Source organism: Bradyrhizobium sp. FW305-F6 (genome assembly GCF_058782905.1).
Map to the genome: position 1 here is coordinate 556,910 of NZ_JBYSYD010000004.1, position 12,513 is coordinate 569,422.

Below are 12,513 nucleotides of genomic sequence, written 5' to 3' on the forward strand. Positions count from 1 at the left end.
CGAGCGAAGTGCGTTGGGAAGGGCAACTTGCCGCCCCGATTCGGCCGAGCTCGCGAATCACCTTGGTGTTTTGGTCGATCCGCCGGCTCTCATGACGGGACGGGTGCAGGGCGCAATCTTCAAAGATGCTTCAAAGGACCTTAAAGGCCGATTGAACGAGCCGAGGGCTCGGCCGGCGCGATAGTGGCTGACGACATCTGCAAAAGTGAAGACAAAAAGAAATCCCCCGAGATGCAGTTCCCAGACAGATTGAATGGAGAGCTGCATAATGCGCGAACCTAAGCTTCAGGTACGTTTTTGGGGCATCAAGCTCAATGCTGAAGGCGTCTTGGGAATTCTGGCCGCGGTGTTGATCCTTCTTGCGGCGCTGGCGGTTTGGCGTTTTTGAGCGTTCTTTGGTCGGCGCGAGGCTTCTGTGCGCGAGAACGCTGCGCGTTAGCCTCGGCGATGGTGATGGCCTATGTTTGAGATAACGCGCGACGACATTGCTGCGCTCGATGACGAAGATTTGCGGACGCTGATCGGCCTTCTCTGCGAGGCTGAGCTGCGCCGCCGCGGCTTGCCGGTCTCCGCTGTGACGTGGGGTGGCAACCAGACCGCCAAGGATGGCGGGCTGGATGTTCGGGTGTCTCTGCCAGAAGGGGCGAAGATCGAAGGTTTCATCCCAAGGGCGGCGACCGGCTTTCAGGTGAAGAAGCCTGATATGCCGCCCTCGGAAGTTGCCAAGGAGATGAAGCCGAAAGGGGTGCTGCGATCCGTAATTGAGGAGCTGGCGGCAGCGTCAGGTGCCTACATCATTGTGAGTTCCAGCGGCTCCACGGCTGATTCGGCGCTCACCGGCAGGCGCGATGCGATGGCGGAAGCTGTCAGGGGGTGCGCGGATGGCGGCAAGCTTCATCTCGATTTCTACGATCGCAATCGCGTTGCGAGCTGGGTACGTGACCACGCCGGCCTGATACCGTGGGTGCGCTCGCGGATCGGCAAGTCCGTGCCAGGTTGGCGCGCCTATGGCGCTTGGTCCCATGTGCCGGCCGGCGCAGACAAGACCTACCTGCTGGATGACAAGGCGCGCATAAAGACTGGTCGCAAGGATGATGGCGATGGGCTGTCTTCCGTTGACGGCATCAACCGCATTCGGGACGCGCTGAGAAGTCCAGGGCAGGTTGTGCGGCTAGTCGGCTTGTCAGGTGTTGGTAAGACGCGGTTGGTTGAGGCCTTGTTTGACAGCGCGATCGGGGTCAACGCCATCGACCCCTCGCTCGCCATCTATACGGATACGGCCGATGAACCCGATCCTCAGCCGAAGGGGCTCGCTTCTGACCTGGTCGCATCCGGTACCCGTGCAATCCTCGTGATTGATAATTGCCCTCCGGAGACGCACAAGCAGCTCGCCGACGTTGCAAACGCAGCGGGCTCGACGATTAGCGTCATCACGGTTGAGTACGACATCCGCGAGGACCAACCCGAAGGCACGGATGTCTTTTCGCTGGAGACATCTTCGCTGCCTCTTATCGAAAAGCTGGTGCGAGGGCGTTTTCCAGATTTGTCGCAGGTCGATGCAGGCACGATTGCGGAGTTTTCCGGTGGGAATGCGCGCATTGCCCTTGCCCTTGCTGGCACAGTGAAGAAATCCGAGACGGTTTCCGGACTTACCAACACGGAGCTGTTCACGCGGCTCTTCCAGCAACGCCATGGGCATGATGCAGGATTGCTGCAAATCGCGGAGGCGTGTTCCCTCGTCTATTCATTCGAAGGCGAGGCATTGACTGGCGAAAACGCTGAACTGCCGGTGCTGGGAGGCCTGATCGGAAAAACTGCCCAGGAGGTTTTCACCGCTGCCGCCGAATTGAAACGGCGGGATCTCCTGCAACAGCGCCGCCAATGGCGCGCGGTTCTCCCCCATGCCATCGCCAATCGGCTCGCGGCCATGGCGTTGCAGAACATTCCCTATGCCGTTATCGAGGCGGCCATCGTTCGCGGGTCGTCGGAACGCCTGCTGCGTTCTTTCTCACGGCGCCTCGGCTATCTCGATGGAAGCAAAGAAGCGCAAGCGATTGTGCAAGGATGGCTTACGAAGGACGGCCTCCTCGCCGATGTCCTGGACTTTAACGAGCTGGGCCGCGCGATGTTCGAAAACGTCGCGCCCGTGCTCCCCGAAGCAACGCTCGCGGCGCTGGAGAATGTGTTTGGGGACGCTGACAAAGAGACGCTTTTGCGGGGAGGGCACTTTATCCGCCTGCTGCATTCCCTCGCCTACGATGCGGCGCTGTTCGAGCGCGCCGTCACCCTGCTGTGCAAATTCGCCAGCGTTCTTGATGAGGAAAGCGTTGAGGGCGAGGCTGTAAAAGCCACGACGTCCCTCTTCTATATCGCATTTTCAGGAACCCATGCGCCGCTCGCGATGCGGTTGAAAGTGCTGGAACGGCTATTGAAATCGAACAAGGCCTTTGAGCAGCATCTTGGCATCAAGGCCCTTGAAGCCATGATGAAGTCTGACCATTTCATGCCGTACCGATCATTCGAGTTCGGCGCGCGCTCGCGCGATTACGGCTATTGGCCGAAATATGGCTCGGATGTTGGCCGCTGGTTTGAAGAGGTCTTGAATTTCGCGGAGCCATTTGCGCTTGGCGACAGCGCCGTGACGGCACGCGTACGCAAGACCATCGCCCGCAAATTCCGTGGCCTCTGGACGCATGGCAGCAGGTATGACGCGTTGGAGCGCATTGCCAAGGCCATCGCGGGAAGCGGGTTTTGGCGCGATGGCTGGGTTGCCGCGCGGCAGACGCGGAATTACGACGGAAGCAGCCTCAAGAGCGAAGGCCTAAAACGCCTTACTGAGCTGGAGGAATGGCTTCGGCCGAAAGACTTGGTGAACAGCGTGCGGGGTATCGTCCTTGGCGATCAGAGCGGAAGCCTCGATCTGGACGACTTTGACGACGACGATGAGGTCGTATCCGCCACCGAGCGTCGAAAGCGCGCGACGGTTGCTGTGGAGGAGCTTGGAAAGGAGGTCGCGCGCGATGCAGGAGCCCTCGCGGCGCTCCTGCCGGAGCTTATCCGCGGCTCCGGCAAACTGGGTGAATTCGGCCGCGGCCTGGCGCTTGGGGCGAAAGACCCCCATGCATTGTGGGGCCAACTCGTCGGCGAGGTTGCCAAGCAAGATAAAGCCAATATTCAGCTTCTCCTCGGTTTCCTCAGTGGGCTTGAAACACGGGATAGCGCGGAAGCGAACGCGCTGCTGGATGAGGCTATCGACGACCAAACGATGGGCGCGTGGTTCCCGACACTGCAAACCGCCGTCACTATCGACGAAGCGGGCGTCAAGCGGCTTCACCGTGCATTGGAGCTTGGTAAGGCCTCCATCGGTCGGTTTTTCGACTTGGTCTATGGCGGGGTTTGCGAGCCGATTTCGGGCCCAGCCTTTCGCGATCTCATGTTGGCGATTGGAGCAAAGCAGGACGGCAATCGCGTCGCGCTTGAGATACTTTCCATGCGGCTGCATTCGGACGGAACGGCAAAGCGGAAGCCGTTGCCTGAGACGGTTGAAGCAGGGCGCCGGCTACTGGCCGATTATCAATTTACACGGCGCGAGAACAGGGCCGACCACGACGACTACAAGCTCGGCGTTGTCGCTGTGGCCTGCTTGATCGGGCCGGAAGGCGCGCCGGTCGCGCGCAAAATGGTGCGTGATTTGAAGGCAGCGATCGGAAAATACGATGTTCATGCGTGGGAGCAGGACGATCTTTTGAGGGGCCTATTCGAGACACAGCCGGCGGCGACGTTGGACGAGCTTGCCGCAGGAAGTGACAAGGACCGCCAAAAGAGCATCGATCTTGTCCAGGAAACAATGCGTCACCGGCAAAATCCGTCGCGCGTCGTACCAGATGAAGCCTTGCTTGAATGGTGCGATGCCGACCCCAGCATGAGGTATCCGTTTGCGTCCAACGTCGCATTGCTGTTCTCGCGGCCAAACGATCAGACGCCGCATGAGTGGCAACCCATTGCCAAGACGCTATTGGAGCGCGCGCCTGACCCTGTGGCGGTGTTCAGGGTTATTGGCGCGCGCCTCTGGCCCACCAGTTTCAGCGGATCGGTTGCATCGAAGTTCGAATCGCGTGTTCAACTCCTCGATAAATTGGCGATTGGAAGTAATCCAGCGCTCGTCGCGGCGGTTCGCGCTACCCGCGCGGATTTGGCCGAGCGGGTTGAAAGAGAGCGGCGCGACGAGCTGGAGGAAGACCGAGCGCAGAGCGGGCGCTTCGAATGAGGGCCGCCTCGAACGCGGAACATGAAGGCATCACGTAGTGCCGGTCATGATCGGTTTGCCCGCGCCATTTGATCCCGGAAATTGATAGCCCATCTGCGTTACGGTGCTCACAACTGCGCAGGCCAGCTCGGCGACGTGTCGTTGCAATTGCTTCAGCATGGCAATGTCGACCGGGGTCTCGAAGACCCCGCGCTTCCTGTCGACATAGAACGGGAGCGAACGTCCATGCTGATCAGGAGCCCTCCACGATCCATGACAAATCGTATTTCGCCAGACGGCCGCCTCGCGGAGTTTGCCTAATAGATCGTCGAGATGTTCAGGCGCGTTCTGATGTGCACGCGCATGCCGGCCATAGGAATCGATCAGGCTCCCAAGCGCGTCAACCAGGGCCCTTTCCAAAGTTGGCAGCCAACTGGCGTACTCGGCTTCAATCTGATCGAGAGAAAATTGACGGGTTGCCGTGAACGCGAAGATCGCTCTTCCCAAAACTTCCTCAAGAAACCCGAAGGTAGCGACGGCGCGTCCCAGAGCTTCCCAGAACGCGCCATCATGGCGCCCGGTTGGGAAATCCGCCGGCAACCGGTCGACGTCGACAACGAACGAATCAATTTGAGGATCGCTCATATTCCGCGCTCTTTGGCTACGGCTTTACGTCTACACCGTGACGGGAATCTCGACGACCGGCCGCAGTGCTTCCAACCGCCCCGCGTATTTGCGGATGACCCGGTCGTACAGGTCGTTGAGTTGCTTTGCTTGCACGCTGATGACCAGCGCGTACGGCAATTTCTCGTCCGGTGCGAAGTTCTTCCCGCCAAGGCGCGCGTTGTAGTGGATGTCGAGCACGGGATTCCGCAGGTTCTTGCCCATAATCCCAATGCTGGTGTGCAGGCAATTCTCCCACTTCCATGCGTCGCGTCGCAGCTCATCCTCCATCAAGCCGCTCTGCGTCTTGCCGAAGAAGCCCTTGCTGTCGGCGTGCACTTGCTCGGGTTTCTTGCGCTTCTGATCGTGCGGACGAAACGTTGGCTCGAGACCGGCACGCGTATAGTTGCCCGGATGATGAGGATCAACGCCGGTCGGATAGCACAACGTTGCCGTGATCGTGACCTTGCCGGGAATGGTCATCGACGGAACGGGAATAGGCGCGCGAATATAGCGCGTGGGGGCGATCTCTCCCTGGTAGACGACGCGAATCGCATCATCGTCGCACAGCACGATGTCCTGCACCGAGCGGGCAACGCGCCCGCGGCCGACATCTTCACACGCAAAATCGCTGCCTTCAGCAGTGTGGATCAGCAGAGCGCGGATGGCAAGCATGCTGAGATTCGCGCCGAAATGCGCGCGGACGCCGGCGGCAAGGCGCAGCACCGAGGGGGACGAAAAGGACGTACCCTCGGTTGCCTCAAGGCCGCCCTTGGCCGACTCGCTGACCACGATAAACGGCCGCTTAAGGGTTCCGCCGAACTCCAAGAAATCCGGCTTTACGAGACCGGGGCTGCGGCCGGGTCCCACTGAGCTATAGGTGCAGCGCTGCCACGGAGACTCTGGACTATCGCACGCGCCCACGGCCAGCGCGTTGACGCAATCGGCCGGCACCTGAATCCGGTTGAGCTTGTCTTTCGCGGGGCTGTCGCCGTCGTTGCCCACCGCGATGGTCGCGAGCGTGGTGCCCTTGGATAAACGATCATCGAGGACGGCGGTCCAGGCATGGACGTCGTCGTCCTCGATCGGCAGCCGCGGCCCGATGCTGAGATTGATAAGGTCATAGTGTTTGTCGACCAAGACCTGATCGATGCGTCCCAGAACTTCATACAGCTCATGCGGGTTCTGACCCGGGGCCGTGTCCAACACCCGGTAATGGTCGACAGCCGCATAAGGCTTGCCGAGTGACTTGGCGGGATCGATGTGGCCAAACAGGAACGCAGATGTCACGCCGACGCCGTGCTGCAGAAAGTCCGGGATCGTCTTACCGATGCCCGGCGGCTCAATGACCGTCGCCCATTTGGTAAGCGCATGGCCCTTCGGGATTCCGCCGTCAAAAATCGCGGCGCGGATTTTTGGGTCGACGGGGGCCTTCATCGGAAACACCGTGTCCGCCATCGACACCCGCGACGACCTGAACGTCGGCCGAAGCATGCGCAAGGTCGGCATCTGCCGCAGCGCACGGAGTGGTGAGAAGGTCGCGATGTCATCGGCGAGATCAGCCGGTGCTTCCAGTTCGACGAAGCAAAGGCCGCCAGCCGAGAACTTTCGTTCCAGATCCTGCCGAACGCCGATTTCTTCCAGATATTCGCGGAACATCGGAACCACGCCGTTCGATCCACTGCCCGCGTCGCCGTGAAGTACCGCTTCGAAAACGACTTTGCCTGCTTTGGGCAACCGGCCCTTGATCTTGTCGTGCGCCGACGGCGCGGTTACTTGCTCGATCGTCGAAAGCTCATCCGCACCACTGAGGTCCTCCTCCCAATTTGGCAACGACGACCGCCACGCGCGAAACGCCGGTCGCGGGCCCATGACAAACAACTCGGTGGTGATGGCTTCCTCGGGCTCCCGCCCTTTCGAGCGCCGCTCGGGCTTTATGCGCCGCGGGCGGCTGCCGACCGTTTCAAGCCCGAGCGTGTCGAGCAACTTTTCGGGAAAATACGACTTCGCGATGTATTCGGGATTGAGGGTGATGGTCGCGACGGCGCGGTCACCCGGGCAAGCGTTGTCCGGCAGATGATCGATGCTGCGAACGACGCGCGCGAGCATCGGCGCGATGCGCTCCCGCGCCTGTGTGAAGGTGTAAGGGTGGCTCTTGGGCCCGCCGCCGCGGACCCCGATAACGTCATCGACGAGGCGCTCGCCCTTGCCGATCAGGAAGTTCCGCTTGCTCATGAGGTGTCCTTTCCGTTCGGCCAGCGCGTGGTCTTTCTCTTAGCCGGCATCGTTCGACGGCGGATGGTGTCGCGCGCAACGCCGGTCAATTCCCGCGCCTTGCGTTGCGACGCCAAACCCTGCTCGACCAGTTCGGTTGCCATCTCGATACGCCTGCTTTTTGCGATCGCGCCATTTGCCAGCAAGCGACCGAACTGCTCCTCAAGCGGGATATCTTCGAGCACGGCGTTCCGTCGCGAAACCGACAGGTCGCGCTCGATGTCGCTGAAGGAGCGCCCAGCGAAGGCGACGCCAAGCAATCCGCTCCACTCGCGCACGGCGGCAAAGTGCGGCGCGAGCATGCCCTCAATGAACCGCGTGATGGCGGCGCGATCTGGCAGCGGAAATTCCATATGCAGCTCAAAGCGCCGCCAAATAGCCGGATCGAGCAAGCCGGGGTGGTTGGTCGCGGCCAGCAACACGCCGGATGGCGGCCAATCGTCGATCTGCTGGATAAGGACCGTGACGAGCCGCTTGAGTTCGCCAATCTCACCATGGTCATCGCGGCGTTTCGCGATAGCATCGAGCTCGTCCAGGAGCAAAACGCAGTCCATCGTCTTGGCGTATTCGAGCACTTGGCGGAGATTGCCGCCCGTGCGGCCGAGCAAGCTGCTCATCACCGCGGCAAGGTCGAGGATCAGTAGCGGCCGCCCGAGCTCGCGCGCAAGCCACCGGGCCGCCATGGTCTTTCCGACACCCGGAGGTCCAAGAAAGAGCGCCGCCCGCGTCGGATCCAGGCCGGCGCGCATGAGCTTCTGTGGTTGGCGGCGTTCCGCGATGATCTGCGTTAGCGCTTCGGTCACCTTGGCCGCGAAGATCGGCTCGTGATCGAGCACGGGCTCGGTCTCGACGCGCAGAAGATGAAGCCGTGAGTCCAGGTCGACGGGAAGCGGAACATCCGCCTGCCGCAGCGGCGATGCCTGTGTCGGCAATTCTTGCAGCAGCGCCGTCAGGGCGTCGGAAACATGGGGAAGCGACGGTGAGTAACGCTTTGCAAAGCGGCGCAGGATAACTTGGACGTCTTGTGTCCGTCCGGAAAGGGCGATGCGAGCGAGCTGCAGAAGGTCAGCCTCGATTTCAGTCTTCTTATTGGGCTGGGTCATGTCCACGGTCATTACCAAGAGGGCGGGGGGCCCACCGTAGGACGGCGTGGACGATTTTTCAAAGATTGTTTCAAAGTTCGTCCACATGCGATATTTAACGTGTATATTCAATGCATTGGACATGGACGAATATTCGGGAATTGGCGCCGGAGCGCGGATCATCCGGCGCGCGCCCGCAACTGATTCCATGCCCGGCGCCACCATGCGAGTTTCGGCGCCGTCACCGGCTGCGGCCTAGGGGTGAACTCCTGCTTGCGCACATCGAACAGCGGATCGCCAGTCTCCGCCGCGGGATGGTGCGGGCACACGTGATGCTTGAGCAGCGCCATGCGTTTGTTCGGCGTCACGGTGCCCTTGTTGCCGTCATAGTCCAGATAGACGAAGCCCGGCGGCTCGCGATACCACGGGGTGAGAATCTGTGTCAGCAAGCCGATCGCCGTCGAGGCCAGCACGCCGTTCGACCACACGACCTGCGGCCGCGCGCCGGCGGCGCCATAGCGCTTGGCTTCCTGTTCCAGGCGTTCGTCGGTGATGAAGCCGCAGCAGCGCATGCAGGGGCATCCGGGCATCGACAGGATGACCTGGCCGCTAACCAGATATCCCTGCTTGCCGAGATCGTGAACATCCATCCCGATATCGATGTAGGGGATCAGGTGACGCCGCGCGAAGCGTTCAAGCTGCTCGCGCTCCCGCATGTCATCGACCGCGCCGATGATGACATCGCACAGTTTGAGGTCGTCGACGGCCGAGATCCAGTCGTCCTGCACAGGGATGATCCGCGCATGCGGGTTCAAACTGCGGATCATGCGCTCGGCGATTTCAACCTTGGGCCGGCGGTCGGCCACGTCGGCCAGCGTGCCGCCGATCAGGCGATTGGTGTTGGTGTCCTCAATCCACTGCGGGTCCGCGGGGACATACCCGCCGACGCCCAAATGGGCCGCCTGCTGCACCAGGTGCGAGCCGCCGCCGCCGAGGCCGATGACGCCGATCGTGGCGGCCTGCAAGATGGCGTCGCTGTCAGGACCGAGGAAACTCTGGCGATCAAGGCGGCTCATGCGGCCCTCCAGTTACGTATCGGCATGCCGATTTCGTTGAATTGGGTGATGAACGGCTGCGATGCGGCACGGCCGATCCACACCTGCCCAAACGCGGCGGTGTTGCTGAGGACGATCGCGCCATGCACGCACTGCGGCGCGACCGAGACGAAGTTGGGGACGAACTTGGCGTTCTCGCGATTGTCGACGCCGCTGAAACCCGGGATTCCGTGACCGCCATGGGTGTGCACGTGGAAGATCGCGGCGCGGCTGTCCATCGCCCGCTGCCGCGCGCTCCGGATCGCCTGGTCGCCCATCATCGCGCCAACGCCCGCGGCGCGCAGGTACTCGTCGTCGCGCAAGGGCGTGTAGTCGCGCGCCAGGATCAGCAGCTCGTCGTGCGCCGCCGCCAACCCGGCAGAGATGAAGCCAACGCGCTCATGCGCGAAGGGATGCGGGCGCCGGAGGTCGGCACGGATGGTGCCGAGCAAGGCGCTGGTGATCTTGAAGCGGATGTTCATTCGACAGCCCTCAAATGTGCCAGCAGCATCTGCGTCCATTTCATCGAGGCCGGCACGTGGTTCCACGATGGCGCCCACCAGTTGCGCTCGACCACGCGCAGCTGCTTCCAATTTGCGCCACGCCCGGCGATTTGCCGCTCGAAGAACAGCCGCGTGACGTAGCCGGAGTGGTTAAACGGCACGAGCAGCAGGTCCATGGTCTGGACCTGTCCGCCTGCGGTGAAGCTGAAGGCGGGCAGCAAGACCACCGGCTGGCCGCCCTCCGTCAGGAGGACGGCGCCGCCATGCATGGCCTTGAGGCCCGCGAACTCCTTCGCCGGATCGCTCACGAGGAAGCCCCGCACGGCACCTGTTCGAAGAACTTCATGCCTTCCTTCACCCGGACCTTCTGGCCCGGCTTCAGCGGCGTGAGATGACCCTCCTCATTGATGAACTCGAGGATGTAGCCGTCCTGCACCCCGAAAAGCTTCTTCAGCTGCTCGGTCGTGTAGGTGCCACGCGGGATCTCGCGCGGCTCGTTCTCGAAGAACACCGTGATCAGGCGCTTCTCGGTGTGCAGGTGCTCGGTACCGCCGTGGCCGAGATCCAGCACATCGCCGGGGTGCAGTTCGACATCGCCACCGTCGCGGTCGAGCACCAACACCTCGCCGTCCGGCACGTGGCCGATGACGCGCAGCTCCGTCTCCGGCACCTTGGCCGCGCCCCACTCGTAACCGTGGCCGTTGAGCGTAAAGCGGTAGATTCGGTCGCTCTTGAAGGCGCGGAACACCTCGGTGCCTGCCGCCCGCAGGTCGACCGTGTCATCAAGGCCGATCGAGCGGCTGCTGTGGCCGAGCAGCTGGATCAGGGCGTAGTCCCCGGGCGGCTTGAAACCGGCCTTGTCGAGGATGTGCTCGCCGCGCTGTTCGGGGGTGCCGAACGTCACGGTCTCGCCGTTCACTGAGGTGAAGAACTGCCCATCCGGGCCGGCAGCGCGCACGCCCTGGCCATTGTGATCGACCTCGCGGCCTTCACCGCCCGCATTAAGATTTTCCATGGTTTTAACCCTTCTTGGTCCCTAGACCCGGCACCGCGCCGGGCTTATGGTGCTTAGATAGGGTAGCGTGCTAAGAATGTCAAGCATACGCTGAGCGCGCTTGACATTCCTAGCGAGTTCGCCTAAATCATTAGATGAATCAATAGTTTTTGAGGAGGAGATCATGGCAGACGACGGCGATGAGCCCGAGGTCAAGCTCACGCTCGGTCAATATCTGGCCTCAATTCGTAACGATCGCGGGCTCTCGCTGCGCGAGGTGGAGAAGGCGACGGACAAGGTGGTGTCGAACGCATATCTGAGTCAGATCGAGACCGATCAGATCAAGCGGCCGAGCCCGAACATTCTGCATGCGCTCGCGGAGCTCTACGGGATCCCCTACGAGAACCTGATGGAGCGTGCAGGCTTTGTTGCGCCGACGCGCTCGCGAAAGGCTCCGCAGGAGCGGCACGGCCGCGTCGCGACCTTTGCCGAACACAATTTGACTGCCGAGGAAGAGGCCAGGCTGATCGAGTTCCTCGGCTATCTGCGAAGCAGGAAGAAACCAAGTGGTTCGAGCTGACGACAGTAGTCTTGACCCCAGTGAATTGCGCGCCGTGCAGCACGCTGCACGGCGCGCTCTCGACCGAGCATCGGGATGGGGCGTTTATCCGACTCCGATTGCGGACATCCTGGCCGCTGGCAACATCAAGGTGGCGACCGCGAGCGCCTTCGACCCACGGCGTATCATGGAGTACCTGGTCGGCAAGGCCGAGCGCACCGCGGCCGTCATCAAGTCGGCTATCTCCAAGGTGTTCGGCATTTGCGACGCCGACGAAGGCATCATCCATATCGACCACAATGTGCACCAGTCGAAGCAGAATTTCCTGAAGCTGCACGAAGCCGGTCATATCGAGTTGCCGACACACCGCAAGATGTTCCGCATCTTTCAGGACTGCGAGAAGATGCTCGACCCCGACATCTCCGACCTGTTCGAGCGCGAGGCGAATAATTTCGCCCGCTTCGTGATGTTCCAGGGGGATGCCTATCGGGACATGGCCGCCGACCATCCACTCACCATCAAATCCCCGATGAAGCTGGCGCGCGTGTTTGGCGCGTCGATCTACGCCGCCTGCCGCGAATTTGCGCGCACCAATCATCGCGCCTGCGCCGTCTATATTTTGGAGCCGATCACTTACCACCCCGAGACCGGCGCACAGGCCGACGTGCGCCGCATTGAGGTCTCGCCATCCTTCGCGTTGCATTTTGGACAACCGACGGAGACAGTCATCACGCGCAATCATTCTCTCGGACGGGTCCTGCCTATCGGGCGCAAGATGACCAAGGCGACCTCGATTTCGATTACCGACCGCAATGGCCAGGCGCACGAATGTCTGGCAGAGGCTTTCGACACCACGTTTAACGTCTTGCTCTTGGTTTACCCGGTGAAAGCATTGGCGCCGAGCGTCTTCACCTAGCCGCGCGGTCAATCCGTGTCACGTTGACGGCCCGCGATAATCTCATCGATCAGGTAACCGCCCCAAACCATCCCCACTTGCGCTTCCAGTGGTTGCGCGGCCAACCGGTCCGAGTAAATGCCTACAAACTTGCTGTGCGCGTATTCATCAACCTCCGTGTGGCCATCATTGAGATGGTAGAC

10 protein-coding genes are annotated in these 12,513 nt (G+C 61.4%); 3 read left to right on the forward strand and 7 right to left on the reverse strand.

The window, feature by feature from the left end:
• Positions 1–460 precede the first annotated feature (460 nt).
• On the forward strand, positions 461–4,267 hold the full coding sequence (locus AC3WLX_RS27105) for a hypothetical protein (protein WP_492338246.1): 3,807 nt from the start codon (positions 461–463) through the stop codon (positions 4,265–4,267).
• A gap of 30 nt (positions 4,268–4,297) precedes the next feature.
• Here AC3WLX_RS27105 and AC3WLX_RS27110 read toward each other — a convergent pair whose 3' ends face one another.
• The 7 genes from AC3WLX_RS27110 to AC3WLX_RS27140 are packed head-to-tail and all read right to left on the reverse strand — an operon-like array spanning position 4,298 to position 10,877.
• Complete coding sequence (locus AC3WLX_RS27110; RefSeq protein ID WP_492338247.1) at positions 4,298–4,891, reverse strand: hypothetical protein; 594 nt, start codon at positions 4,889–4,891, stop codon at positions 4,298–4,300.
• Between the two features lie 30 nt (positions 4,892–4,921).
• The gene (locus AC3WLX_RS27115) at positions 4,922–7,144 is read right to left on the reverse strand and encodes a S8 family peptidase (RefSeq protein WP_492338248.1); all 2,223 of its coding nucleotides are present in this window, start codon (positions 7,142–7,144) and stop codon (positions 4,922–4,924) included.
• The gene (locus AC3WLX_RS27120) at positions 7,141–8,490 is read right to left on the reverse strand and encodes an AAA family ATPase (protein WP_492338249.1); all 1,350 of its coding nucleotides are present in this window, start codon (positions 8,488–8,490) and stop codon (positions 7,141–7,143) included. Before AC3WLX_RS27120 ends, AC3WLX_RS27115 begins: the two co-directional genes overlap by 4 nt.
• On the reverse strand, positions 8,445–9,341 hold the full coding sequence (locus AC3WLX_RS27125) for a HesA/MoeB/ThiF family protein (protein WP_492338250.1): 897 nt from the start codon (positions 9,339–9,341) through the stop codon (positions 8,445–8,447). The genes AC3WLX_RS27120 and AC3WLX_RS27125 overlap by 46 nt, the downstream gene beginning before the upstream one ends.
• The gene (locus AC3WLX_RS27130) at positions 9,338–9,841 is read right to left on the reverse strand and encodes a hypothetical protein (protein WP_492338251.1); all 504 of its coding nucleotides are present in this window, start codon (positions 9,839–9,841) and stop codon (positions 9,338–9,340) included. Before AC3WLX_RS27130 ends, AC3WLX_RS27125 begins: the two co-directional genes overlap by 4 nt.
• Positions 9,838–10,170, reverse strand: coding sequence for a hypothetical protein (locus AC3WLX_RS27135; protein ID WP_492338252.1), 333 nt, complete (start codon positions 10,168–10,170; stop codon positions 9,838–9,840). The genes AC3WLX_RS27130 and AC3WLX_RS27135 overlap by 4 nt, the downstream gene beginning before the upstream one ends.
• Positions 10,167–10,877: a multiubiquitin domain-containing protein gene (locus tag AC3WLX_RS27140; protein ID WP_492338253.1), complete on the reverse strand. Its 711-nt coding sequence runs from the start codon at positions 10,875–10,877 to the stop codon at positions 10,167–10,169. Before AC3WLX_RS27140 ends, AC3WLX_RS27135 begins: the two co-directional genes overlap by 4 nt.
• 163 nt (positions 10,878–11,040) lie before the next feature.
• Here AC3WLX_RS27140 and AC3WLX_RS27145 point away from each other — a divergent pair, with 163 nt between their 5' ends.
• Both AC3WLX_RS27145 and AC3WLX_RS27150 read left to right on the forward strand, forming a co-directional pair.
• Entirely contained in the window at positions 11,041–11,436 is a 396-nt protein-coding gene (locus AC3WLX_RS27145; RefSeq protein WP_492338254.1) for a helix-turn-helix domain-containing protein, read from the forward strand.
• A 34-nt stretch (positions 11,437–11,470) separates the two neighbouring features.
• Positions 11,471–12,331, forward strand: coding sequence for an ImmA/IrrE family metallo-endopeptidase (locus AC3WLX_RS27150; RefSeq protein ID WP_492338415.1), 861 nt, complete (start codon positions 11,471–11,473; stop codon positions 12,329–12,331).
• Positions 12,332–12,513: the final 182 nt, after the last annotated feature.

What these genes read in the sequence shown, in the direction of transcription:
- AC3WLX_RS27140 (WP_492338253.1), bottom strand. Translation starts at nt 10,877, where the DNA reads ATGGAAAATCTTAATGCGGGCGGTGAAGGCCGCGAGGTCGATCACAAT.
- AC3WLX_RS27145 (WP_492338254.1), top strand. Translation starts at nt 11,041, where the DNA reads ATGGCAGACGACGGCGATGAGCCCGAGGTCAAGCTCACGCTCGGTCAA.
- AC3WLX_RS27125 (WP_492338250.1), bottom strand. Translation starts at nt 9,341, where the DNA reads ATGAGCCGCCTTGATCGCCAGAGTTTCCTCGGTCCTGACAGCGACGCC.
- AC3WLX_RS27130 (WP_492338251.1), bottom strand. Translation starts at nt 9,841, where the DNA reads ATGAACATCCGCTTCAAGATCACCAGCGCCTTGCTCGGCACCATCCGT.
- AC3WLX_RS27110 (WP_492338247.1), bottom strand. Translation starts at nt 4,891, where the DNA reads ATGAGCGATCCTCAAATTGATTCGTTCGTTGTCGACGTCGACCGGTTG.
- AC3WLX_RS27105 (WP_492338246.1), top strand. Translation starts at nt 461, where the DNA reads ATGTTTGAGATAACGCGCGACGACATTGCTGCGCTCGATGACGAAGAT.
- AC3WLX_RS27120 (WP_492338249.1), bottom strand. Translation starts at nt 8,490, where the DNA reads ATGGTGGCGCCGGGCATGGAATCAGTTGCGGGCGCGCGCCGGATGATC.
- AC3WLX_RS27115 (WP_492338248.1), bottom strand. Translation starts at nt 7,144, where the DNA reads ATGAGCAAGCGGAACTTCCTGATCGGCAAGGGCGAGCGCCTCGTCGAT.